Below are 24,909 nucleotides of genomic sequence, written 5' to 3'. Positions count from 1 at the left end.
GCGAAAAGGGCGACCGGGGAGACATGCGTCCCGGTCGGCCTCACAAGCCCTGACGGCTGAACGAGCAGCAGCGTCAGCGAATGTTGTCCACGTCGACCAGGTCGACCCGGACGTTGCGACCGCCGAGGGCGCCGACCACGGTGCGCAGAGCGCGCGCCGTACGGCCGCCCCGGCCGATCACCTTGCCGAGGTCATCGGGGTGCACTCGCACCTCGATGGTGTTACCCCGACGCAGGTTGCGCGAGCGCACCTGCACCTCGTCGGGGTGCTCGACGATGCCCTTCACCAGGTGGTCGAGGGCGTCCTCGATCACGATCAGGCCTCGGCGGCGACGTCGGCCTCGGCCTCGGCCTTGTCCGACTTCTTGGCCTTCGGGGTGATGGCGACACCGGTGGTGGCGTCCTCGAAGCCGGCGACGGCCTTCGCGAACAGGTGCGAGAAGTCCTCGACCTTCGGCTCGGCGACCAGCAGCGGCGCCGGAGCCGGCAGGCCCTTGAACTTCTGCCAGTCGCCGGTCAGCTTCAGGATGGCGAGCACCGGCTCGGTCGGCTGGGCGCCGACGGACAGCCAGTACTGGGCGCGGTCGCTGTCGACCTCGATCTTCGAGGGGTTGTAGGTCGGCTGGTAGATGCCGATCTCCTCGATCGCGCGACCGTCACGCTTGGTGCGGGCGTCGGCGACGACGATGCGGTAGTGCGGGGAGCGAATCTTGCCGAGACGCTTCAGCTTGATCTTGACTGCCACGGGAGTGGATTCTCCTGGTGTTGACGTGGGTGAGCGGGCTCGCCATCGCGTGGGGTTGCGCGGCGGACCGTTCAAGGGACACGCCAGCCGTAGGAGAGAGGGGTCCTGCTCGGCTGCCGAGTACTCAGCTGTCCATTCTGCCACATCGGCGAGAACCGGCTGCACGCGGGACCGGGAGCCCGGTCAGGGCTCGACCGGGAGCCCCCGCTCCCGGTCCAACCCGAAGACGTCACCGCTGTCCTGCCGTACCGCTCATTCGGTACCGCTCATTCGGTACCGCTCACTCTGCCGCCCGATGCCGCTCATTCCGGCCGGGCCGCTGCCCGCACAGCAGCCCGCCGGGACGTCGAACGACTAAGCGATCTTGAACGGCTGCTGGCACGCGCCGCAGACGATGGACGCCTGCGCGAGCACCGACGGAACGACCCGGACGTTGCGCCCGCAGCCGCAGACCGCCTTGACCCGCACGCCGCCCCCGGAGGAGCCGTGCCGGGCCGCCGGGCCGCGGAAGGCGCGCGTCGCGCCGTCGCCGGCCACCGCCTCCTGGTGCGCCCCGAGGGCACGGTCCAGGCGCTCGATGGTCTCGGCGTACCGCTCCTGCGTCTCCTTGAGCATGGTCACCTGGGAGAAGCCGCTGCTCGCGTGCGGCTCGACCGGGTGCGCCAGGCCCAGCTCGGAAGCGAGCATCAGGAAGCGCCGGTTGTGGTAGCGGCCGGCCCGCGAGGTGTCCCGGATGTCCCGGGCCGCGGCCAGACCGTGGGCGGCCTCGTGCAGGAGTCGCTCGAAACCGAGCCGTGTCCCGCAGGCCGAGGAGGACTCGCCGATCAGCGCCTCGGGCGAGGCGAGGTCGGGGAGGTCCTGGTGGTAGGCCTGGATGTCACTCCAGGCGGCGGCCAGTTCGGCCGCGAGAACGAGGGGCTGTGTCGTGCTCACGCTAGACCAACGATGGAGTGCGAGCCGATGTTCCGCATGTTCTCGTTCTTGGGAAATTCACAGGGAACTCCCAGGAATGCAAGGCCGCGCGCGAATTGCGCGTTCCGGATCTGACGCAAGACCAACCCCCTGCCGGTTTCGGCCCGTCGCGAGGTCGGCGGGCCTGGTGAATTTCCGTCCGGGGAGCGGGCTGTCGCCACCCAGGACGTACGGCCCGTGGGCCTGCCGGATTGACAGGGCCACGGGCCGTACACCGTACCGCTATTCCGTTAATACCGGGAGTTGACCGGCCAGTAGGGATGTCCACCGCGGGGACGCACCGGAGGAGTTACCGGATTCTTACCCTTCCGCATTCCGGGCAAATGTCGCCGCTGTCGGTCATTACCCGCGGACGACGGACGCCCGGCGGACATCAACAGGACATCCACCGAACACCGAACGCCCGTCGGGGCGCACCCGTGACGGCCGCGCGCCCGGAACGGACGCACGCCCGGGCCGAGCGCGCCCCCGGAGCGGACCCGAACCCGGGACAAGCGGGCCCCGGACGGACGACGGCGCAGCCCGGACGGACGACGGCGCACCCCGGACGGACGTCAGTACGCCCGGGCGACGATCGCGATGTTGCCCTCCTGGTCGTCCGCCGCCGGCACCGAGCCGTCGGCCGCGACGATGCAGCGCACCGTGACGCCCTGCTCGGCCAGCTTGGCCTCGCCCTCCGCGCCGAGCTCGGCCCAGGAGATCCGGCCCCAGCCGGTCGCGGCGGCCTCGATGGCCTCGTCGATGGTCTTGACGTCGACCGTGCGGGACTCGCGGCGCTCGCGGGACTGGCGCAGCAGCAGCGCCTGGTCCTCCTCCAGCACGCCCGGGACCAGCGCGACGAGGGAGTCGATGGAGACCGGCTCCTTGCCGCCCGGGATGCGGCGGGCCAGCATCGCGGTGCCGTTCTCCAGATCCCGCGGGCCGACCTCGATGCGCAGCGGAACGCCCTTGAGTTCCCAGTCGACGGCGCGGCGGCCGAACGGGGTGTCGGTGCGGTCGTCGACCACGACCCGGATGCCGGCGGCCTCCAGCTGGGCGCCGATCTCGCGGACCTTGGCGATGACCGCGTCGTCGCCCTTGATGGCGAGCACGACGGCCTGGACGGCGGCCAGGCGCGGGGGCACCCGCAGGCCGTTGTCGTCGCCGTGGGACATGATCAGGCCGCCGACCATGCGGGTCGAGACGCCCCAGGAGGTCTGCCAGACGTGCTCGCGCTCGGCGCCCTGCAGCTGGTAGGTGGTGTTGAACGCCTTGGCGAAGTTCTGGCCCAGCTCGTGGCTGGTGCCCATCTGCAGGGCCTTGCCGTCGCCCATCATGCCCTCGAGGGTGAGGGTGTTGATGGCGCCGGCGAAGCGCTCCTTGGCGGTCTTGCGGCCGAGCACGACGTCGATGCCGAGCACGTTGGTCATGAAGTCGCCGTAGACCTGGGTGTGGATCATCGACGCGTAGGCGCGGGCGTCCTCGTAGGTGGCGTGGGCGGTGTGGCCCTCCTGCCAGAGGAACTCGGTGGTGCGCAGGAAGACGCGCGGGCGCAGCTCCCAACGGACCACGTTGGCCCACTGGTTGATCAGCAGGGGCAGGTCCCGGTGGCTCTGCACCCACTTCGAGAAGTACTCGTTGATGATCGTCTCGGAGGTCGGCCGGACGACGACCGGCTCCTCCAGCTGCTTGCCGCCGCCGTGGGTGACCACCGCGAGTTCGGGGGCGAAGCCCTCGACGTGCTCGGCTTCCTTGGTCAGGTAGGACTGCGGGATGAACATCGGGAAGTAGGCGTTCTGCGCGCCGGCCTTCTTGATCCGCGCGTCCATCTCCTGCTGCATCCGCTCCCACAGGCCGTAGCCGTACGGTCGGATGACCATGGTGCCGCGCACCGGACCGTTGTCGGCCAGCTCGGCCTTGTTGATGAGGTCCTGGTACCAGCGCGGGAAGTCTTCCGCCTGAGGGGTGAGAACGGGTGCCTTAGCCATGGGGCGAATGGTACGGGGCCCGGGGCCCCGGTTTCGAATCGGTATCACCGGACGGGGGCGCACCACCGCGACACGCGCGCACCACCCTGCACCCCTCTGGACGCCGGGCCCGACCCGCTGTTCGCTGGTGTGGGGCGGGACTTTGGGGGAGCCGTAGCAGCACACCGAAGGACCGGATGGGAGGCCGCCGTGGCTTCAGCTCGGACGACCGGCACGACCGCACGACCGACGGGCGCACGCCCGCACCACCCGCGGACCGGGGTCGCCCGCCCCGCGCGGGCGCGCGACTGGGCGGAGATCCAGGAACGCATGCTGGTGCCGCTCTACGAGGCGGTCTACGACCGGCTGGAGGTCGGCCCGGCGAGCAGTGTGCTGGGCCTGGGCTGCCGGTCCGGGCTGGCCCTGCTGCTCGCCGCCGGGCGGGGCGCCCAGGTCGCCGGGCAGGAGCCGCGGGAGGAGCTGCGCGAGCTGGCCCACGACCGTCGGCTGCGGGTGTGCGCGGGGGCTCGGACAGCGTCCGCCGTCCCCCGCTCGGCCCATTCGCTGGTAACGGTTTTCGAGCAGCTGCCCGGCGCCGCCGGGTCCGGCCCGGTGGTCGCCGAGGCCGCCCGGCTCGCTCTCCCGGGCGGGCACGTGGTGCTGGCCGCCTGGGGCCCGCCGGAGCGCTGCGAGAGCGCCGCGGTGCTGGACGTGGCCCGGCGGATGGCGGGCCGGACCACCGCGCGGGACCCGTTCGAGCTGAGCGTGCCGGGCGCCCTGGAGGACCTGCTCGCCCCGGCCGGCCTGCGCCCGGCCGGCAGCGGCCGGGTGAGCTGCCCGTTCGCGTACGCCGACCTCGACAGCGCCGTTCGCGGCCTGCTCTCCACCGGTCTGTTCGATCCGGCCGAGGAGTTCTCCGGCGCCTCGCTGGTGGCCAAGGAACTGGAGGAGGCGCTCCAGCCTCACCTGCGCGCGGACGGCACGGTGCGGATGGAGAACCTGTTCCGCTACCTGGTCGCCGAGCGGCCGCGCTAGCAGGGGCGGGGAGACGAAAAAAACCGGGGGCGCTCGCCACTCTGGCGCGCGCCCCCGGCATCGGGCGTCACGCCCGGTCGATCGACTTCCCGTCGGAACCGTCGGAACCGTCGGAAGACCCCGCCGACCCCGTGGAAGGCCCTTCGGAAGACCCCGCCGACCCCGCCGAGCCCTCCGCGCCCGCCGAACCCGCCGAGGCCGCCTCCCGCGGCACCCCCGCCGCCCGGTACGCCGCCTCCTCGTCCAGCGTCTCCGCCTCCAGCAGCGCCGCCGCCAGCGCGTCCAGCCGGTGCCGCTGCTCGTTCAGGATCCGCACCGCGTCGCCGTAGCACTCGGAGACGATCCGCCGGGCCTCCTCGTCCACCGCGTCCAGGGTGGTCGGCGCGGCGGAGAGCCCGTACGCGCCCTGCGGGTCGGAGGGCACCGCGGTGAGCCGCCCGACCCGCTCGCTCATCCCCCAGCGCCCGGCCATCCCGCGGGCGATGTTGGTGACCTGCTCCAGGTCGCTCTCCGCGCCGGTGGTGATCACCCCGTAGACCACCTGCTCGGCCGCCATGCCGCCGAGCGCGCCGATGATCCGGCCGCGCAGGTAGGGCTCGGTGTACGAGTAGCGGTCGTTCTCCGGGGTGGAGAGGGTGACGCCGAGCGCCCGGCCGCGCGGCACGATGGTGATCTTGCGGACCGGGTCCGCGCCGGGCTGGAGCATGCCCAGCAGCGCGTGCCCGCTCTCGTGGTACGCCGTCCGCTCGCGCTCCTCCTGCGGCATCACCAGCGGCCGCACCGCACCGAGCTGGACCTTCTCCAGGGCGTCCGAGAGGTCCCGCTCGTTGACGGCGTCCTGCTCGCGCTTGACGGCCAGCAGCGCTGCCTCGTTGACCAGGTTGGCGAGTTCGGCGCCGGTCATCCCGGGCGTGACCTTGGCCAGTTGGTTGAGGTCGGTGCCGCCGGCCAGCGGGACGCTGCGGCTGTGGATGCGCAGGATCGCGGCACGGCCCTCCCGGTCGGGCGGGCTGACGGTGATCCGCCGGTCGAAGCGGCCGGGGCGCAGCAGCGCCGGGTCGAGCACGTCCGCCCGGTTGGTCGCGGCGATCACGATGACGCCCTCGGAGCCGGTGAAGCCGTCCATCTCGGTGAGGATCTGGTTGAGGGTCTGCTCGCGCTCGTCGTGCCCGCCCATGCCGCCGCCGGCGCCGCGCTGGCGGCCGATGGTGTCGATCTCGTCGATGAAGATGATCGCGGGGGCGACCTTGCGGGCCTCGGCGAACAGCTCGCGGACCCGGCTGGCGCCGACGCCGACGATCATCTCGATGAACTCGGAGGCGGAGGCGGAGAAGAACGGCACGTTCGCCTCGCCGGCCACGGCCCGGGCGAGCAGGGTCTTGCCGGTTCCGGGCGGGCCGCTCAGCAGCACGCCGCGCGGCATCTTGGCGCCGAGCCGGCGGTACCGCTCGGGGTTCTTCAAGTAGTCGACGACCTCGGTGAGTTCGGCCTCGACCTCGTCGATGCCGGCCACGTCTGCGAAGGTGGTGCGCTTGCCCTCCTCGGCCATGACCGGCTTGGGCGGGGCCTTGCGGCCGAGCGGTCCGCCGCCGAGTCCGCCGGCCATCCGGCGGGCGAGCAGCACCCAGATGAAGATCAGCAGCAGCATCGGGGCGAGCGAGAGCAGCAGGTTGGTGAGGAAGCTGCGCTGCTGGACGGGCGAGGTGGCGGTGACCTCGACGCCCTGCTGCTGCAGGGTGGCCCAGAGGTTGTCGCCCGCGAAGGAGGGCCGCTGGGTGTCGAACTCGGTGTAGTCGCCCTTGCCGCCGTCCGGTTTGGGCTGGGCGGTCTTGAGGGTGCCCTCGATCGCGTCGCCCTTGGCGTAGATCTTGGTGATGTTGCCCTTGTTCAGCTGGTTGTTGAACTCGGTGTACGAGATCGTGGTGGCGCCGGCGGGGCCGAAGAAGGACAGCAGCAGGTCCGAGATCAGGAACACCACGAGGGCGGTGAGGGCGAGGCCCACCCAGCCGCCGGGCATCCGGCGCTTGGGCGGCGGGGGCGGGGCACCCTCCGAACGCCAGGGCTGTTCGGGGGTCTGACGTGGCGGCACGGGTTCGGTCACCCATCGGACAATACGGACAGCTGCTCGGACGAGCCAATCGCAACGCCGCGCCCGGACCGCCGTACGCCCGCGCCAACCCCTCCCACCAGCGGCTATGCCGTTGCGCCCGGCCACTCCTCGGCGGTCAGGGCGAACCGCTCGTGGTCGCGCCAGTCGCCCTGGAGGAACAGCATCCGCGGCGAGAAGCCCTCGTGCCGGAAGCCCAGCCGCTTGGCCATCGCGACCGAGCGCTCGTTGTCCGGCTGGACGTTGATCTCCAGCCGGTGCAGCCCCAGCCCGTCGGCCGACTGCGGGGCGAAGCAGCGGTCCACGACCAGCCGCATGCCCTCGGTCATCCGGCCGGTGCCGTTGAACGGGAGGTAGGAGTCGTAGCCCAGCGTGGCGTTGCAGAAGCGGCTCATCACGATGTTGGCGACGTTCACCTTGCCGACCAGTCCGCCGGTCTCCCGGTCGAGGATCAGGAAGGTGCGCAGCCCGGAGCCCTGGCGCTTCAGCAGGTCGGGCAGTCCGTCCGGCTCGACCGGGTTCCACCGTCCGATGTGCTCGGCGGACCGCCGGACCGCCTCGGCGTACGCGGCCGTGTCGTCGGCCCTCGGGGCCCTGATCATCACTCGCATGTCCCCATCATCGGACACGCGATCGGCCCGCCGCCCGGAAACACCGGGCGACGGGCCGACCAGAATCGATCAGGACCGACCGCCGTTGATCAACGGATGACCAAGGGCGGCGGCACGTCCAAGGACTACAGCATGTCCTTGAACTCCTTGGGCAGCTCGAAGTCGGCCGGGCCCTTGCCCGCGCCGAGACCGAACGCGCCGCCGTCCGCCGGACCCTGGCCGGCGCCCGGGCCGAGCGCGCGGCGCTCGGCGGCCGCGGCCTCGTCCTGCGCCCGCTTCAGCGGGTTGCCGCTCTTGCGCTTGCCCTTGGCCTGCGGGGCCTTCTTCGCGGACTTCTTCCCGCCGCCGCCCATGCCGGGGATCCCCGGCATGCCGGGCATGCCCTTGCCGGAGGCCATCGCGGACATCATCTTGCGGGCGTCGAAGAACCGCTCGACCAGGTTCTTCACCTCGCCGACCTGGACGCCCGAACCCTTGGCGATGCGGGCCCGGCGGGAGCCGTTGATCAGCTCCGGCTCGGCGCGCTCGGCCGGGGTCATCGACTTGATGATCGCGCCGACCCGGTTGACGTCCTTGTCGTCGATGTTGTTGATCTGGTCCCGGATCTGGCCCATGCCGGGCAGCATGCCGAGCAGCTTGGAGATCGAGCCCATCTTCTGGACCTGCTCCAGCTGGGACAGGAAGTCGTCCAGGGTGAACTGCTTCGGGCCGCCGCGCAGCTTGGCGGCGATCTTCTCCGCCTCGGCCTGCGAGAAGGTCTGCTCGGCCTTCTCGATCAGCGAGAGGACGTCACCCATGCCGAGGATGCGCGAGGCCATCCGGTCCGGGTGGAAGGCGTCGAAGTCGTCGACCTTCTCGCCGTTGGAGGCGAACATGATCTGCCGGCCGGTGACGTGCGCGACCGACAGGGCGGCACCGCCGCGGGCGTCGCCGTCGAGCTTGGAGAGCACCACACCGGTGAAGTCGACGCCGTCGAGGAAGGCCTGGGCGGTGGTGACCGCGTCCTGGCCGATCATCGCGTCGACGACGAACAGGACCTCGTCCGGGTTCACCGCGGCACGGATGTCGGCGGCCTGCTGCATCAGCTCGGCGTCGATGCCCAGGCGGCCGGCGGTGTCGACGACGACGACGTCGTACTGCTTCTGCTTGGCGTACTCGATCGAGTCCTTGGCCACCTGCACCGGGTCGCCGACGCCGTTGCCCGGCTGCGGGCCGTAGAAGGCCACGCCGGCGCGCTCGGCGACCACCTGGAGCTGGTTGACCGCGTTGGGGCGCTGGAGGTCGCAGGCGACCAGCAGCGGGGTGTGCTTCTGCGTCTTCAGCCAGTGGCCGAGCTTGCCCGCGAGGGTGGTCTTACCGGCACCCTGGAGACCGGCCAGCATGATCACCGTCGGGCCGCTCTTGGCGAACCGCACCCGGCGGGTCTCGCCACCGAGGATCGCGATGAGCTCCTCGTTGACGATCTTGATGATCTGCTGCGCCGGGTTCAGCGCGCCGGAGACCTCGGCACCGAGGGCCCGCTCCTTGACCTGCTTGATGAAGGCCCGGACGACCGGCAGCGCGACGTCCGCCTCCAGCAGCGCGATGCGGATCTCGCGGGCGGTGGCGTCGATGTCCGCCTCGCTCAGGCGGCCCTTGCCCCGGAGGTTCTTGAACGTCGCTGCGAGGCGATCGGAAAGGGTGTCGAACACGTCGTCGCGGGTCCTCTGCGGCATCGGTATCAGTACGGTCGTCGCCCCCCAGGGTATCCGGCCGCCCCGGGTGAGGTCTCCACCCCCGGTCGGAACTCCTGCCCGTACCCGTGGCCGCACCCCTGCCCGCGTCCTTCCGCGAGCCCGGGCGGCCCGGCCCCGACCAGCCCCGACCGGCCCCGACCGGGCCCGGCGCTCAGCCCAGCGCGGCCCGGACCGCCGCCGCCACGTCGCCGGCCCGCCCGGCGGTCAGCGGCCGCCCCGCCTCGTCGGTCAGGTAGAACGAGTCGACGGCCTCCGCGCCCAGCGTGGACACGTGCGCGGTGCGCACCCGCACACCCGCCCCGTCCAGCGCCCGGCCGATCCGGTGCAGCAGCCCGGGGGCGTCGTGGGCGCGGACCTCCAGCACGGTCGCGGTCGCCGAGGCCACCGCCGGCGCCACCGCGACCAGCGGCGGCGGGGTGGGGATGCCCCGGCGGCGCGGGGCGGCGGCGTCCCGCTCGGCGAGGCGGCGGGCGACGTCCAGCGAGCCGTCCAGCGCCCGGCGCAGGTCGGCCCGCAGCCGGGCCGCCTCCGGCAGCTCGCCGTACTCGGCCGCCACCCGCCAGGACAGCACCAGCACCGGCCCGGCGCCCACCGGGTCCAGCTCGCGCAGCCCGGCCGAACGGACGGCCAGCCGGTGCAGCGCGAGCACCCCGGCGGCGGTGCCGAGCAGTCCGGGACGGTCCGGGACCGCCAGGTTCAGCTCGACGCCCATCGGCTCGGCGCCCGGCTCCGCCCCCTCCGACCGGGCCCGCAGCGACAGCGCCGGCTGCCCGGTCCGGGCGGCCTCGACCGCCAGCCGCTCCTGCTCGGCGGTCGGCGCCGCCTCGACCGGCGGGACTCCCGCCCCGGCCAGCCGGTCCGCCGCCCGGGCCACCAGCCCGTCCACCAGCGAGGCCCGCCAGCCGCTCCACGCGGCCGGCCCGGTGGCCAGCGCGTCCGCCTCGGTGAGCGCGTGCAGCAGCTCCAGCTCCGGCAGGGTGGTGACCGCCTTGGTGATCGCCTCGACGGTGGCCGGGTCGTCCGGATCGCGCCGGGTCGCGGTGTCCACCAGGGTCAGGTGGTGGCGGACCAGTACCGCCAGGGTCTCGGTGTCCTCGGGGCCGAAGCCCATCCGGGCGCCGAGGTCGCGGACGATCACCTCGCCGGCCGCGCTGTGGTCCCCCGGCCAGCCCTTGCCGATGTCGTGCAGCAGCGCGGCGACCAGCAGCAGGTCCGGCCGGGCCACCCGGCGGGTCATCGCGGCGGCCCGCACCGCCGTCTCCACCAGGTGCCGGTCCACCGTCCAGCGGTGCACCGCGTTGCGCTGCGGACGGCAGCGCACCCGCTCCCAGTCCGGCAGCAGCCGGCGGACCAGCCCCTGCGCCTCCAGCGCCTCCCACACCGGGACGGCCGACTCCCCCGCGCCCAGCAGGGTGACCAGCTGCTCGCGCGCCTCGTCCGGCCAGGGCACCGGCAGCGGGCGGCACTCGGCGGCCAGTCGGCGCACCGTGGCGTACGAGACGGTCAGCCCGTTCTGCGCGGCGGCGGCCGCGGCGCGCAGCGGCAGCACCGGGTCGGCGGCGGGGCGGGCGCCCCGGGCGAGCACCGCCTCGCCGTCCTGTTCGACCACGCCCTCGGCGAGCGGCCGCCGCTCGACCGCGCCCCGGGCCACCGCGCCGGTGCCGCGTCCGGAGCCGACGAAGGGGATGCCAGGCCGGCGCACCCGCCGGCCCCGGCCGCCGCGGGCCGCGAGCACCCGGTCCACCGCCCGCCAGGTGACGTCGCCCGCGTACGCGATGGTGCGGGCGGCCTCGTAGACCTGGCGCAGCAGGGCGTCGGCGTCCAGCACCCCGAGCCGCTCGGCGACCTGGTCCTGGTCCTGGAGGCCGAGCCGTTCGGTGGCCCGGCCGGTGACCAGGTGCAGGGCGTCGCGCACGTCGGCCAGCCGCTGTGCGGCGGCGTCCAGGCCTTCCCGGGGCGCGTCGGCCAGCCAGGTGGCGGCGATCGCGTCCAGCGCCACGACGTCGCGCAGGCCGCCGCGGGCCTCCTTGAGGTCGGGCTCCAGCAGGAAGGACAGCTCACCGTGCCGTTCGGCCCGCTCGCGGCCCAGCTCTCGAAGCTCCGGCAGGCGCGCGGGGGCGCTCGCGCGCCAGTCGGTGAGCACCGCGGAGCGCAGGGCGTCGGTGAGCGCCCGGTCCCCGGCGAGGTGACGGGCGTCCAGCAGGCCGAGCTGGACCTTGAGGTCGGCGGCGGCGACCGAGCGGGCCTGGGCGACGGTGCGCACGGCGTGGTCGAGCCTGGCGCCCGAGTCCCAGACCGGGTACCAGATCCGCTCGGGCAGCTCCCGGGGGATCGGGCCGTCGTGCAGCAGCAGGACGTCCAGGTCGCTGCGCGGGGACAGCTCGCCCCGCCCGTACCCGCCGACCGCGACCAGGGCGACGCGGGGCGGGGCGCCGGCGGCCGCGAGCAGGCCGGCCAGCCAGTCGTCGGTGAGCCGGGCGAGCTCCCGGCGGCGGGGGCGGCCGCCCGGGCCGGGGCCGGCCGGCAGCGCGGCCCGGGCGGCCGCCCTGCCCGCGAGGTCGAAGGGGTCGGCGGGGTCGCAGGAGCCGCCCGGGGCGACGGGGTCGGAGGGCTCGGAGGGGCTGGTCTCGGAGGTCATGCGCGTGGTCCCGTCCGTCGTGCTGCTGAGCCGTCGTGCTGGTGAACCGCCGTGCCGCGCGGGCCACCGGGGCGTGCGAACCGTCGAGTCGTGCAGGCCGTCGTGCCGTGCGAACCGTCGAGTCGCGCGGACCGTCGTGCCGCCGCCCCGACCCGCCGGGCGGGCCGTTCGGCCGGCCGGAGGACGCCGTTGGGCCGTCGGGCGGACCCGCGCACCCGGGGGTGGCAGGTCCGCCGTCCGGCGCGGGGCTACAGGGCGTCCGGGCCGCGCTCGCCGGTCCGGACCCGTACGGCGGTGTCGACCGGAACGCTCCACACCTTGCCGTCGCCGATCTTCCCGGTCCGGGCGGCCTTCACCAGGACGTCGATCAGGTCCTCGGCGTCCTCGTCCTCGACCAGGACCTCGATCCTGACCTTCGGCACCAGGTCCACGGTGTACTCGGCCCCCCGGTACACCTCGGTGTGGCCGCGCTGGCGGCCGTAGCCGCTGGCCTCGGTGACGGTCAGGCCGTGCACCCCGAAGGCCTGGAGGGCGGCCTTCACCTCGTCCAGTCGGTACGGCTTGATCACGGCGGTGATGAGCTTCATCGGGCGTCGACCTCGGTCTTCTTCTCGGCGGGCTTCTCGGCGGGAGCCGCGGCGGCGGACCGCTCGGCGACGGGCTCCGCGGCGGCGGACCGTTCTGCGGCGGGCTTCGCGGCAGCGACGGCCAGGCCCGGCAGGGCCCGGGCCAGGCCCGCTCCCACGGCGCTGAAATCGTAGGCGGACTCGGCGTGTTCGGCCTGGTCGATGCCGGCCACCTCGACCTCCCCGGCGACCCGGAAGCCGACCAGCCGGTCGACCGCCTTGGCCAGCAGCCAGGACAGCACGAAGGAGTACGCCGCGACCACCGCCACGCCCATCGCCTGCTTGCCCAGCTGCCCGATCCCGCCCCCGTAGAACAGGCCCTTGACGCCCTGGCCGACCCCGCCGGTGGCGAACAGGCCGACCAGCAGCGAACCGATCGCCCCGCCGACCGCGTGCACGCCCACCACGTCGAGCGAGTCGTCGAAGCCCCAGCGGTACTTGAGCGAGACCGCGGCGCAGCAGACCGCACCCGCCACCAGCCCGATCGCCACCGCGCCGAGCGGGCTCACCGAACCGCAGGCCGGGGTGATCGCGACCAGCCCGGCCACCGCGCCGGAGGCGGCGCCCAGCGTGGTGAAGGCGCCGTGCTTGAACCTCTCGTAGACCAGCCAGCCGACCAGCGCCGCGCCGGTGGCGACCTGGGTGTTGACCATCGCCATCGCGGCGACGCCGTTGGCCGCCAGCGCCGAGCCCGCGTTGAAGCCGAACCAGCCGAACCAGAGCAGCCCGGAGCCGAGCATCACCAGCGGCAGGCTGTGCGGGCGCATCGGGTCCTTCTTGAAGCCGATCCGCTTGCCCAGCACCAGGCAGAGCGCGAGGCCGGCGACGCCCGCGTTGATGTGCACGGCCGTCCCGCCGGCGAAGTCGATCACGCCGTTGCGGTCGCCCAGCCAGCCGCCGTGGCCGCCGTCGAAGAAGAAGACCCAGTGCGCCACCGGGAAGTAGACGATCGTCACCCAGAGCGCGATGAACAGGCCCCAGGCCGCGAATCTGGCGCGGTCCGCGACGGCGCCGCTGATCAGCGCCGGGGTGATGACCGCGAACATCAGCTGGAAGAGCGCGAAGGCGGTGACCGGGATGGAGCCGGTCAGCTCGTTGAGGCCGAGGCCGCGCATCCCGAGGTGGTCCAGGTTGCCGATCAGCCCGGCGAAGGAGTCGGACCCGAAGCTGAGCGAGTAGCCGTACAGGACCCACAGCACGCTGACGATGCCGAGCGAGAGGAAGCTCATCGCCAGCATGTTCAGCGTGCTCTTGGCCCTGACCATGCCCCCGTAGAAGAAGGCCAGCCCAGGGGTCATCAGCATGACCAGGGCCGCACTGATGAGCACGAAGGCGGTGTCGCCCGCGCTGAAGCCGTCCGGCATCGGCGTCTCCTCTGCGTCCAGGCCGACCCGCGCCCGGGGACCCGTCCCGTGGTGCCACCCGGGGTGTCGGCGTTGAGGAGGAGCGTGCCGAAGGCTGGTTTCGGCCAGTGCGACCGGTTGTTTCACCGCCGTGACGTGTGCGACGCAGGGGTTACGGCTGCGTGAACCGCGGCCCCGCATCCCCGCAGTCCGGCCGCGCGCCGTGCCGTGCCACCGGGCGCCGGACATACCACCGACCGTGGCGGCGGCGGCCGCCACGGTCGGTGGAGCTTCCCTCGGAAGGCCCTCGGCGGGGCCGGGCGGTCCACCGACCGGCGGATCACCGGCCGGGCGGATCACCGACCGGTCAGACCACCGGCCGGGCGGATCACCGACCGGTCAGACCACCGAGACGAACTCCGGGATGTCCTGGACCACCCGCTCCTTGAGCCGGCTCACCGCGTCCACGCCCTTGAACCGGGCCGCCGCGGCCTCCGTGGTCTTGCGCACCCGGGAGTTCAGCCGCTCCGAGCGCACCTTGGTGGCGATGTCCACCGCCTGCTCGGCCATCACCGCGGCCTGCTCGGCCTCCCTCTGCAGCAGGTGGACGCTGGCCATGCCGATCAGGTTGAAGGCGTACGAGCGCACGTGGTCGGCGTCCTGGCGGAACAGGTCGACCGCGCGCTCCATCACCGGCGCGGACATCGAGGCGTAGAGCTGCGCGTTGTCCGAGTGGTACGCGAGGTCGCGGAAGGAGTGCGCGTTCTCGGCGTTCAGCTCGGCCGGCGAGAAGAACTTCAGCCAGTCCGGCTCCTGGTCCCCGTCCCGGATGTCGGTGAAGGTGTCCTCGGCCAGCCGGACCGCCCGGGCGCAGCGGTTGACCTCGCCGATGGTGGCGTAGGCGCGCGCCTCCATCGCGTACAGCAGGGACTGCTGGCGCGGGGTGGCGGTGTCGCGGCTGCCGTACTGGGCCAGGTGGATGAGTTCCAGGGCGTCCTCGCCCCGGTTGAGGTGGATCATCTGGCGGCTCATGTCGGTGAGGATCAGCGCGCCGAACGGGCGGTCGCCCGCTTCCTTGGCCGCGTGCAGGGCGAGCACGTAGTACTTCTGCGCGCTCGGGTGCATCCCGACGTCGTACGACATCCACCCGGCCAGGTGGGCGAGTTCGGCGGTGAGCCGGAACAGCCGCCTGGTGGTGTCCTCGCTGTACGTCTCCTGGAGCAGGTCGGTGACCTCGTGCAGCTGGCCGACGACGGCCTTGCGGCGCAGCCCGCCGCCGTTCTGCGCGTCCCACTGCCGGAACATGACCGTGGTCTGCTCCAGCAGTTCGAGCTCGGGCTCGGAGAGCCGGCCGGTGAACGCCTCGCCGCCGTTGGCCGCGGTGAGGATCGGGGTGGGGACGCCGGTCGGGCCGGGGGTGAGCCAGCGCTGCATCGGCTCGATCAGCGCGGCGCCCGCGGTGAGCGCCAGCGAGGTGCCGAGGAAGCCCCGGCGGTTGAGCATGAGGTCGCTGCGGGAGTAGTCGCTGATCAGCTGGACGGTCTGCGGGCCGCTCCACGGCAGGTCGACGCCGCCGCCCACGGTCGAGACCGGGATCGCGGCGCGCAGGCCGAGGTCCTCGATCGAGACCACCGAGCCGAACCGCTCGGAGAAGAGTTCCGACATGATCTTGGGAATAGGCTCGCGGGGCTGTTCGCCGTCGAGCCAGCGGCGCACCCGAGAGGTGTCGGTGGACACGTGGTGGGCGCCGATCTGCCGGGCCCGGCGGTTGACCTGACGGGCCAACTCGCCCTTGGACCAGCCGCTGCGAGCGAACCACGTGGTCAGCTTCTCATTCGGTTGCTTCTCTGCCATGGGTAACGTCCCCATCCCGCCCGGCCCCTACCGGGGCCCCCGATCGTGACCGCCCGACGGTTGCGGGCTCTTGCCAGACGTGCCGTGCCTGAGGTGCTGCCGTGCCGCGGCGGCGCCGTACCGCAGCGCCCTCGCACTGGTGTGCCATCGTTGCGGACGATCCGTCAGATTCCCAACTCCCGCTCCTCGACGGCCCGGGACAGACTCCTCGACGACATCCGCGTGCTGAACGTAATGCCCCGCGAGGGGCCCGCGGGAGCGGCCCTGGCGAAACGCCACCTTTCGCCACCCCCAGGAGTGAACCGAAGCCCGGGGGCACACGCTTCACTTAGGGAGTCCCGACGGCTCGGCATATGCGGGCCGCCAAGTCCCCCGGCGCATCCCGGAGGCCCCGGCGGACCTCGCAACCCACCGCAGCCACAGGCGAGTTCACCGTCCACTCGGGACGGCGACAGCCCCACGCACCCGACGATCCGGCATCGGCGCCGCCCCCACAAGGCGGCGCCCGAGGCGCACCGGCGGAACAGGCGCACACCACGCGCTGCGCGCCGCCACTGCACTACGCACCACAGAGCTGACAATCGACACACAGTCACCGTCCCGTAACCATCGGCAACGACAACCTGTTGGGGGAGGCATGGACAACCTGTTCGGCGAACTTCGACTGGGGCACCTGCGGCTGGCACCGCTGGGCGCGCGCCGCCGCACCAAGGTCACCGCGTCCCAGGCCGCCGCGGAGTACACCGGCCGCTGGGGCTGGGCGGTCGCCACCGGCGACCCGGTCACCGGTGCCCCGGTCACCGGCGCCACCGCCCCGACCCGCTGTCCCTGCGGCTCCCCCCGCTGCGCCGCGCCCGGCCCGCACCCCGTGCCCGGCCGCGGCGGCCGGGCCCGCGGCGCCCGCGCCGAGGGCTCGGTGCTGTTCCCCACCGGCCGCGCCTTCGACGTCCTGGACGTCCCCGAGCAGGCCGGGCTCCAGGCCCTGGTCCGGCTGGAGCGGATGGGCACCCAGGTGGGCCCGGTGCTCGCCGTCCCCACCGGCCGGCTCCAGTTCCTGGTCGCCGCCGGCACCGCCCGGCGCCTGCCCGACCTGCTGTACCGGATGGGCTGGGACGACGCCGCGCTCGACCTGGTCTGCCACGGCGAGGGCGGCTACGTCGCCGCCCCGCCCACCGTCCTCGGCTCCCTCGGCCCGGTCCGCTGGCTGCGCCGCCCCACCCGCGACAACGCGGGCTGCCCGCCCGAGGCCCGGCTGCTGCTCGGCACCCTCGCCTACGCCTGCCACCGCAGCCGCGAGCGCACTGCCGAGCCGGCCTGGATGGCCTCCTGACCCGAGCGGCCACCGCCGGGCCGCCGCGCCGGGGCCCGCTCCCCGGGCGGCCGTCCGAGCGGCCACCGCCGGGGCCCCGCGCCGGAACCGGCGCCCCACCCGGATCCGGGCACGCGAAAGGGCCCGCCCCCCGAGACGGGGAGCGGGCCCTTCCTGCGCTCTTCGTACGCCCTTCGCGCCTTTCCGGCGCGCGCGGGGCGTCAGTCGCCGATCAGCGCGTCCACGAACGCCCCCGGCTCGAACGGAGCCAGGTCGTCCGCGCCCTCGCCCAGGCCGATCAGCTTGACCGGCACGCCCAGCTCGCGCTGGACGGCGACCACGATGCCGCCCTTGGCCGTACCGTCCAGCTTGGTCAGCACGATGCCGGTGATGTCGACCACCTCGGCGAACACCCGGGCCTGGATCAGGCCGTTCTGGCCGGTGGTGGCGTCCAGCACCAGCAGCACCTCGTCCACCGGGCCGTGCTTCTCGACGACCCGCTTGACCTTGCCCAGCTCGTCCATCAGGCCGGTCTTGGTGTGCAGCCGGCCGGCGGTGTCGATCAGCACGGTGTCCACACCCTCGGCGATGCCCTCCTTGACCGCGTCGAAGGCGATCGAGGCCGGGTCCCCGCCCTCCGGGCCGCGCACGGTGCGCGCCCCGACCCGCTCGCCCCAGGTCTGGAGCTGGTCGGCGGCGGCGGCACGGAACGTGTCGGCGGCGCCGAGCACCACGGTGCGGCCGTCGGCGACCAGGACGCGGGCCAGCTTGCCGGTGGTGGTGGTCTTGCCGACGCCGTTGACGCCGACCACCAGGACCACCGCGGGGCCCTCCTCGTGCCTGGTCGAGCGGACGGTGCGGTCGGCGTCCTTGCCGACCAGCTCGACCAGTTCCTCGCGCAGCAGCGCGCGCAGCTCGTCGGGGGTACGGGTGCCGAGCACCTTCACCCGGGTGCGCAGCCGCTCGACCAGCTCCTGGGTGGGGGCGACGCCGACGTCGGCGGTGAGCAGCGTGTCCTCGATCTCCTCCCAGGTGTCCTCGTCCAGGTGCTCCCGGGAGAGCAGCGAGAGCAGTCCCTTGCCGAGCGAGTTCTGCGAGCGGGACAGCCGCGAGCGCAGCCGGACCAGCCGGCCGGCGGTGGGCTCGGGAACCTCGACGGCGGGCGCCGCCTCGGCCTCGGCGGGCACGACGTCGGGGGCCTCGACGGCCTCGGGGGCCTCCGGCGCGCCGGCCTCCGCCGGGAGTTCCACCTCCTCGATGGTGCGGCGGGGTGCCTCGGTCGGCGGCGCGGACTCCTCGCCGACCTGGGGCTCCTGCGGGGTCGGCTTCGGCGCCGTGATGACCGGCGCCTGCGACTTCGGGGGCAGCTGCTGGCGTCGTCTGCCGGAAACGACGAGGCCGGCGATCGCGCCGACGGCGACCACGGCGATGACTACGGCAAGGATCACGTATTCCATAACTGCTCCAGTATCCGCGACCGGAGCCCGGATGGACCGCAGCCGCCCTACACCGACGCGGTTCGTCCGGCTCGCGGCCGGCGCTCCCGGTGCTCTTCGCGCAGCCGCTGGCTGATCACCTGCGAGATGCCGTCGCCCTTCATGGTCACGCCGTAGAGGGCGTCGGCCGACTCCATGGTGAGCTTCTGGTGGGTGATCACGATCAGCTGGGAGCTCTCCCGCAGCTCCTCCATGATCCCGATCAGCCGGCGCAGGTTGGTCTCGTCCAGCGCCGCCTCCACCTCGTCCATCACGTAGAACGGGCTGGGCCGGGCCTTGAAGATCGCCACCAGCAGCGCCACCGCGGTCAGCGAGCGCTCGCCGCCGGACAGCAGCGACAGCCGCTTGACCTTCTTTCCCGGCGGGCGGGCCTCCACCTCGACCCCGGTGATGAGCATGTTGTCCGGGTCGGTCAGCACCAGCCGGCCCTCCCCGCCGGGGAAGAGCCGGGCGAAGACGCCCTCGAACTGGGCGGCGGTGTCGTGGTAGGCCGAGGTGAACAGCTGCTCGACCCGCTGGTCCACGTCCCGGACGATGTCCAGCAGGTCGCGCCGGCTGCGCTTGAGGTCGTCCAGCTGCTCGCCGAGGAACCGGTGCCGCTCCTCCAGCGCGGCGAACTCCTCCAGCGCCAGCGGGTTGACCTTGCCGAGCTGGAGGTAGGCCTTCTCGGCCGCCCGCAGCCGCGTCTCCTGCTCGGCCCGGACGTACGGGTACGGCTCCCCCGGCTCCTTCCCCTCCTCGGCGGCGACACTGACGGCGACGCCGGCGGCGACATCGGCGGCCGGCGCCGCGGGCGAGGGCGAGGGCGGGACGGGCTGGTCGGGCCCGTACGAGGCGAGCAGTTCGCCGCCGTCGATGCCGAACTCCTCCAGCGCGCGGGCCTCCAGCTGCTCGATCCGCAGCCGCTTCTCGGCCCGCAGCACCTCGTCCCGGTGCCCGGCGTCGACCAGCTTGTCCAGCTCCTCCTTGAGCCCGCGGCCGTGCTCGCGGTGCTCGCGCAGCTCGTGCTCGCGCTCGGCGCGCGCCTGTTCGACGGCCACCCGCCCGGCGTCCGCCCGGGCCAGCGACACCTCCAGGCAGGCCAGCAGCTGCCGGGCGCCCGCCGCGACGGCGTTCGCCACCGAGGCGTCGTGCTCGGCGCGCCGGCGGCGCTCGGCGGCCCGGGCGCGCGCCTCGCGTTCGGCGCGGGCGGCGCGGTCCAGCTGGTCGGCCCGGCCGGCCAGGGCGCGGACCCGTTCCTCGTGGGTGCGCACCGCGAGCCGGGCCTCCAGCTCGGCCTGCCGGGCGGCGCTCGCGGCCGCGGCCAGGCGCTGCTGTTCGGCGGTGTCCGGCTCGTCCTGGCCAGCCCGGGCCGAATCCTCGGCGGCGGCCAGGCGCTGCACCAGTTCCTCGGCTCCGTCGAGCAGTTCGGTCAGCCCCTGCTCGGCCCACGCGGCGGCGGCCGACAGTCGCTCGGCCTCCCCGGCGGCGGCGCGGGCCTGCCCGCCGAGCCGGCCGAGTGCCCCGGCGACCTGGGCCCGTTCCTTCTCCGCCTGCCGCCGCCGATCGGCCAGTTGCTCGACCTCGGCGGCCGACTCCCGCCGTTGTTCGGCGAGTTCGGCCAGCCGCTCGGCCGACTCGGCGCAGCGGTCGGTGAGTTCCCCGATCGCCCGGGCCGCCTCGTCCACCGCCGCCTGGGTCTCCAGCAGGCTCGGCGCACCGCCGGACCCGCCCTGGGCGAAGCCGGCGCCGAGCCGGTCCCCGTCCGCGGTGACGGCGCAGACTCCGGGCCGCGCGGCGGTCAGCCGCAGCGCCTGGTCCAGGTCCTCGACCACCGCCACCCCGGCCAGCAGCCGCCGGACCGCACCGAGCAACTCCTCGGGGCCGTCCACCAGTTCGGCCGCCCAGCGGGCTCCGTCCGGCAACTCCCCCGCCGCCTGGGCCACCTCGGCGGCGCCGGCGATCAGCAGCGCGGCCCGGCCGGCGTCCTCGGCCCGCAGCAGCCGCAGCGCCCCGGCGGCGGCGGACGGCGAGTCGACGGCCACCGCGTCGGCCGCCGCGCCGAGCGCCGAGGCCAGCGGCACCTCGTACCCCGCCTCGATCCGCAGCAGCGCGGCCGCCGGGCCGAGCACCCCGCCCAGCCGCTCCCCGGCCTCCAGCAGCGCGCCGGTGCCGTCCTTGCGGCGCAGCCCGAGGGAGAGCGCCTCGTGCCGCGCGGTGAGGGCGGCCCGCTCGCGCTCGGCGGCGCCGGCCGTCTCCCGGGCCGCGGCCAGCCCCTCCTCCGCGGCGGCCAGCCGCTCGCGCGCCCGCCGGTACCCGGCCTCGGCCTGCTCGTCGTCCCCGGTCGCGCCGTCCACCTGCTGCCGGAGTTCGTCCAGCTCGGCCCGGGCGGACTCGGCGCGCAGCAGCGCCTCGTCCCTGGCCTCGGCGAGCCGGCCGATCTCGGCCTGCGCCGCGGCGGCCCTGGACCGGGCGGCGGCGGCCTGCCCCTGCAGCCGGGCCAGGCCTTCCCGGCGGTCGGCGATGGCCCGGGCGGCGTCTCGCAGCCGGCGTTCCTCGTCGGCCAGTTCCCGCTCCAGCCCGTCCTTGCGCTCGACCGCCTCGGCCAGCGCGTACCGGGCCTCCTCCAGCGCCCCGGTCAGCGCGGCCTCCTCCTCGCGGACCCGTCCGGCCTCCTGTTCCAGGTCCTCGGGGTCGCGCCCGCGCCGCTCCTCGCCGCGGTCCCCGGCGACGGCGTGCCGGGCGCGGGCCTCGGCCAGCCCGATGGTGCCGCGGGTGCGCTCGGCGAGCGCGGAGAGCCGGTACCAGGTCTGCCGGGCGGTCTCCAGGCCGGGTCCGAGCTGCTGGACCTGCGCCTCCAGGACGCTCTCGCGCTGCACCGCGCGGGCCAGTTCCTGCTCGACGGTGGTGCGGCGCAGGCGCAGCGCCAGTTCGTCCGCGATCTCGGCCTCGACGGCCCGGCGGAGCGTGCACAGGTCGTCGGCGAGCAGCCGCAGCCGGGCGTCGCGCAGGTCGGCCTGGATGCCGGCGGCCCGGCGGGCGATCCGGGCCTGCCGGCCGAGCGGCCCGAGCTGGCGGCGCAGTTCGGCGACCAGGTCCTGGACCCGGTTGAGGTTGGCCTGCATCGCGTCCAGTTTCCGCAGCGCCTTCTCCTTGCGCTTGCGGTGTTTGAGGACGCCGGCCGCCTCCTCGATGAAGGCGCGCCGCCCCATCGGGTCGGCGTGCAGCACGGAGTCCAGCTGCCCCTGCCCGACGATGACGTGCATCTCGCGGCCGATGCCGGAGTCGGAGAGCAGTTCCTGGATGTCCAGCAGGCGGCAGGTCTCGCCGTTGAGCGCGTACTCGCTGCCGCCGTTGCGGAACATGGTCCGGGTGATGGTCACTTCGGCGTAGTCGATCGGCAGGGCGCCGTCGCCGTTGTCGATGGTGAGGCTGACCTCGGCGCGGCCGAGCGGGGCGCGCCCGCTGGTCCCGGCGAAGATGACGTCCTCCATCTTGCCGCCGCGCAGCGACTTGACCCCCTGCTCGCCCATCACCCAGGACAGCGCGTCCACCACGTTCGACTTGCCGGAGCCGTTCGGGCCGACGACGCAGGTGATGCCGGGCTCGAAGCGCAGGGTGGTGCTGGAGGCGAAGGACTTGAACCCGCGCAGCGTCAGGCTCTTCAGGTGCACGCGGCCGGTCTCCTCGATCACTCAGGACAGGAACCGACTTTATCCGGCGCCGGACACGACGAAGGGACGCCACATCCGGGCGTCCCTTGCAAGCTGCGTCCCTTTCGGGGCGGCTCAGTGCACAGCGGCGTCGATCTGCGAGGACCGGGCGGGACTCAGGTGAGAGCCGGCTCCCGCTGATCCAGATCGATGCTGTTGAGCAGCGAGTGCTCGTCAGCGACAGCGGTCAGAGCGTCGTTCTCAGCCTGCATCCGAAGGAGCTCGGCTTCAAGGTCCTGGACGCGCTGCTGAAGCCGTCGCATCTCGGAGAGCATTCGCGGGTCGGGGCCGCCGACGTACCCGAGAAGCGCCTTTGCCATGATGAATGGTCCTCCACGCTGAGTGACCGAACCGGAACGGTCCAGGTCTAGGGGGAAGGGGGACGCACGCGCGGCGCGTCACCGGAAGTGCTGGCTGGGCACTACGGCACAACCACCGTGAGCTGGGCTCACGGGGGCATGCGCCTGCCGGGATAACGCGGTCGTGTGCGCGGGCTTCCAGCGTCTCACCAAAGACGGAAAGGGTCAACACGATCACCGCACGCTACCGCGCCCCTGTCACCTGCCCGGCGGTGTCGTCACGCCTGGGGGGTCTCGGGACGGGTCCACCACGTGCTCGTGGATCATCGTTCGATGCGGAGTCAACCACGAGTCTGCCCGGATGGCAACCTCGTGACACCGCCGGTTCCCGATCTTTTCCCGGAACGCCGCACCCCGCTTCGCCGGAGCTCCGGCCCGGGGCGGCTCAGCGGATCTCGAAACCCTCGTAACCGGGGCCGACGGCCGTCCAGATCTCGGTGACCCCGCTGACGTTCCCCGGGGTCCCCGGGCCGCGCAGCCGGGCCAGCAGCTGCTCGCAGTCGGCCGCGAGTCCCTCGGCCACCACCTGCACCCGGCCGTCGCCGAGGTTGCCGGCGTAGCCGGTCAGGCCGATCTCCAGCGCCCGTGCCCTGGTCCACCAGCGGAACCCGACCTGCTGGACCTTCCCCCGGACCCAGGCGGTCACCCGGACCGGTTCCTCACTGTGGGCGTCGCGACCGTGCATGCCCCTGACCTTAGGACACGCCCCGGCGGCCCGCGCGCCCGGCCACCGCCCGGCCGGCCCGCCCCCGCACGCCGGCCGGGACGAGGACGTCAGCGGCCCCGCCGGTGCTCCGGCGGGGCCGCTGAGTCGGACGGTCGGTGCTGCGGGTTACCAGTCCCCGCCGCCGAAGTCGCCGCCACCGCCGAAGTCGCCACCGCCGCCGAAATCGCCGCCGCCGCTGAAGTCGGCCGGGTTGAAGTCGGCGCCGGTGTAGTCGCCGCCCTCGTACTGGTCCTGGTAGCCGCCGCCCATCATCGGCGCCGCCGCGTAGGCCGGGGAGCTCATCATCGAGCCGAGCATGGTGCCGACCAGCAGGCCGGGCAGCAGGCCGCCGCCGAAGCCGCTGTAGTAGCCGCCCGCGTACGGGGCGTACGCCGGGCCGGCGTTCCAGTACGGCTGCGGGCCCTGGTCGGTGTCGACGGTGCGGATCGCCGGGTCGAGGCCGGCCGCCACGCGGTCCGCGTCGGCCTGGCAGACCGGCACGGAGCGGGGGGAGCCGCCGGCCGGGGCCCAGTCCACGTCCTTGACGGACGGGCCGTGCCGCGGGTCCATGAAGCACGGGGGACGGCGCTCGGGCAGCGGCCGCTTGTCCCGCCGGGCGGCCAGGGTGGCCAGCGAGAAGCGGCCGTCCTCGATCGCCTCGGTGACCTGCTTGACGTCCTCGGGCTTCTTCGCCTCGTCCATCAGCCGCTTGGACTTCTCGTACGAGTCCAGGGCGTGGCTGTAGTCGGTGCGCTGGGCGTCGTCGGCGTCGGCCGCGGCCGGGCTGAAGTCGAGCCGCTCCAGTTCGACGCCGAAGGCGGTGATGTCCTCGTCCACGACCCGGCGCAGCTGCTCCAGCTCGGCCCGGGCCTGCTCCTCCTTGCGCTTCTTGGCGCGGCGGAACAGCAGGAAGACGCCGGTGCCGGCGAGCGCGACCAGCACGAGCGGGATGACCACCCAGGCGATCGAGGTGCTGTGGTTGACCCCGGTGCCCTTGGTCTGCGGGGCGGCCTGGTCGACGAAGGAGTTCAGGGTGGCGTCGATGTCGCCGCCGTTCGACCGGAAGGCCGCCCCGGCGATGCGCTGCGGCTGGCCCGCGCCCATCGCGCCGCGGTCGCCGCCGGCGTCGAACTTGTCGCCGTGCCAGACCGCGTAGACGCCGTCGATGCCCACCAGGGTGCGGAGGTCCTGGAGGTTGCTCTTCGCGTAGGCCGCAGAGTCGGGGATCACCGCGATGAAGATCGGCTTGTCGGCCTTGTCGATCTTCTTGGTCAGGGCGTCGGCCCGGTCCTGGCTGAAGCGGCTCGTCATGGCCGGGTCGACGTAGACCCGGCCCTTCTTCAGGGAGGCCGCGGCGTCGCTCAGTCCGCCGGCCGCCGAGGCCGCGGGCGCCAGCAGGAGCAGCAGCCCGAGCAGCGCCGCCACCAGGGCAAGCGGCCCGGCGCCCCGGGAACGTCGTGCAAGGGTTCTCATGCCCCCGACGCTACCGTGACCGGCCCCGGAGCACGCCATACCCTTCGCATACTGGTACTGACAAGGCTCCCCGCCGTCCGCCGGGGCCGCTCCCCTCCTCGGGGATGATGTTTCCCCCAGCCGTCCCCGAGACGGGGCCCGCGCGGGAACCGGCTGCGGCCCCCGGACGTACGTTCCGGCAGGCCCGGCCCGGTTCCGGGGCACTCCGGGGGGCGTGCCGACCGTACCGTGCGAACGGGCATAGTGGTCCCGAACCACCGGC

At 73.8% G+C, this 24,909-nt stretch carries 18 protein-coding genes; 2 read left to right on the top strand and 16 right to left on the bottom strand.

Annotation, left to right across the window (positions count from 1 at the left end; genetic code table 11):
- Positions 1-73: 73 nt before the first annotated feature.
- From ACFVHV_RS27270 to proS, 4 genes are all read right to left on the bottom strand, one after another.
- Positions 74-313 carry an RNA-binding protein gene (locus ACFVHV_RS27270; protein WP_030056773.1) on the bottom strand — a complete coding sequence of 80 codons (240 nt, stop codon included), beginning with the start codon at positions 311-313 and terminating at the stop codon, positions 74-76.
- A 2-nt stretch (positions 314-315) separates the two neighbouring features.
- Positions 316-744 carry a 30S ribosomal protein S16 gene (gene rpsP, locus ACFVHV_RS27265; RefSeq protein WP_359900600.1) on the bottom strand — a complete coding sequence of 143 codons (429 nt, stop codon included), beginning with the start codon at positions 742-744 and terminating at the stop codon, positions 316-318.
- Positions 745-1,098: 354 nt separating this feature from the next.
- Positions 1,099-1,677, bottom strand: coding sequence for a hypothetical protein (locus tag ACFVHV_RS27260; protein ID WP_049650398.1), 579 nt, complete (start codon positions 1,675-1,677; stop codon positions 1,099-1,101).
- A gap of 593 nt (positions 1,678-2,270) precedes the next feature.
- Entirely contained in the window at positions 2,271-3,683 is a 1,413-nt protein-coding gene (proS, locus tag ACFVHV_RS27255) for a proline--tRNA ligase (RefSeq protein WP_359900597.1), read from the bottom strand.
- Between the two features lie 189 nt (positions 3,684-3,872).
- On the opposite strand from proS, the gene ACFVHV_RS27250 reads away from it, so the two are divergent.
- Positions 3,873-4,697 (top strand): class I SAM-dependent methyltransferase, encoded by an 825-nt coding sequence (locus tag ACFVHV_RS27250; RefSeq protein ID WP_380354234.1) that lies wholly within the window; start codon positions 3,873-3,875, stop codon positions 4,695-4,697.
- Between the two features lie 67 nt (positions 4,698-4,764).
- Here the strand turns inward: ACFVHV_RS27250 and ftsH are convergent, their stop codons facing one another.
- The 7 genes from ftsH to ACFVHV_RS27215 all read right to left on the bottom strand — a co-directional run bounded on the left by ftsH (position 4,765) and on the right by ACFVHV_RS27215 (position 15,612).
- Complete coding sequence (gene ftsH, locus ACFVHV_RS27245) at positions 4,765-6,798, bottom strand: ATP-dependent zinc metalloprotease FtsH (RefSeq protein ID WP_380354231.1); 2,034 nt, start codon at positions 6,796-6,798, stop codon at positions 4,765-4,767.
- Positions 6,799-6,890: 92 nt separating this feature from the next.
- Positions 6,891-7,415, bottom strand: coding sequence for a GNAT family protein (locus tag ACFVHV_RS27240; protein WP_359900590.1), 525 nt, complete (start codon positions 7,413-7,415; stop codon positions 6,891-6,893).
- A gap of 125 nt (positions 7,416-7,540) precedes the next feature.
- Positions 7,541-9,106, bottom strand: coding sequence for a signal recognition particle protein (gene ffh, locus ACFVHV_RS27235; protein WP_380354239.1), 1,566 nt, complete (start codon positions 9,104-9,106; stop codon positions 7,541-7,543).
- A gap of 196 nt (positions 9,107-9,302) precedes the next feature.
- The gene (locus ACFVHV_RS27230; RefSeq protein WP_380354228.1) at positions 9,303-11,789 is read right to left on the bottom strand and encodes a [protein-PII] uridylyltransferase; all 2,487 of its coding nucleotides are present in this window, start codon (positions 11,787-11,789) and stop codon (positions 9,303-9,305) included.
- A gap of 248 nt (positions 11,790-12,037) precedes the next feature.
- Positions 12,038-12,376 (bottom strand): P-II family nitrogen regulator, encoded by a 339-nt coding sequence (locus ACFVHV_RS27225; protein ID WP_359829808.1) that lies wholly within the window; start codon positions 12,374-12,376, stop codon positions 12,038-12,040.
- Positions 12,373-13,779: an ammonium transporter gene (locus tag ACFVHV_RS27220; protein ID WP_359900585.1), complete on the bottom strand. Its 1,407-nt coding sequence runs from the start codon at positions 13,777-13,779 to the stop codon at positions 12,373-12,375. The genes ACFVHV_RS27225 and ACFVHV_RS27220 overlap by 4 nt, the downstream gene beginning before the upstream one ends.
- A 378-nt stretch (positions 13,780-14,157) precedes the next feature.
- Positions 14,158-15,612 carry a hypothetical protein gene (locus ACFVHV_RS27215; protein WP_380354225.1) on the bottom strand — a complete coding sequence of 485 codons (1,455 nt, stop codon included), beginning with the start codon at positions 15,610-15,612 and terminating at the stop codon, positions 14,158-14,160.
- A gap of 637 nt (positions 15,613-16,249) precedes the next feature.
- Here ACFVHV_RS27215 and ACFVHV_RS27210 point away from each other — a divergent pair.
- Positions 16,250-16,942: a bifunctional DNA primase/polymerase gene (locus ACFVHV_RS27210; RefSeq protein ID WP_380354222.1), complete on the top strand. Its 693-nt coding sequence runs from the start codon at positions 16,250-16,252 to the stop codon at positions 16,940-16,942.
- Positions 16,943-17,142: 200 nt separating this feature from the next.
- Here ACFVHV_RS27210 and ftsY read toward each other — a convergent pair whose 3' ends face one another.
- The 5 genes from ftsY to ACFVHV_RS27185 form a co-directional block, all read right to left on the bottom strand.
- Positions 17,143-18,378: a signal recognition particle-docking protein FtsY gene (gene ftsY, locus ACFVHV_RS27205; RefSeq protein WP_359900579.1), complete on the bottom strand. Its 1,236-nt coding sequence runs from the start codon at positions 18,376-18,378 to the stop codon at positions 17,143-17,145.
- A gap of 47 nt (positions 18,379-18,425) precedes the next feature.
- A complete protein-coding gene (smc, locus tag ACFVHV_RS27200; RefSeq protein WP_380354219.1) occupies positions 18,426-22,070 on the bottom strand; it encodes a chromosome segregation protein SMC in 3,645 nt (1,214 codons plus the stop codon).
- 155 nt (positions 22,071-22,225) lie between these two features.
- Entirely contained in the window at positions 22,226-22,429 is a 204-nt protein-coding gene (locus tag ACFVHV_RS27195; protein ID WP_045702518.1) for a hypothetical protein, read from the bottom strand.
- A gap of 424 nt (positions 22,430-22,853) precedes the next feature.
- Entirely contained in the window at positions 22,854-23,153 is a 300-nt protein-coding gene (locus ACFVHV_RS27190) for an acylphosphatase (protein ID WP_359900575.1), read from the bottom strand.
- 147 nt (positions 23,154-23,300) lie between these two features.
- Positions 23,301-24,647, bottom strand: a complete 1,347-nt coding sequence (locus tag ACFVHV_RS27185) for a hypothetical protein (protein WP_359900573.1) — start codon at positions 24,645-24,647, stop codon at positions 23,301-23,303.
- Between the last annotated feature and the right edge of the window lie 262 nt (positions 24,648-24,909).

The organism is Kitasatospora sp. NPDC127116 (assembly GCF_042677365.1).
Lineage (GTDB): Bacteria > Actinomycetota > Actinomycetes > Streptomycetales > Streptomycetaceae > Kitasatospora > Kitasatospora lactacystinica.
This window is presented reverse-complemented; position numbering and strand designations above follow the sequence as displayed.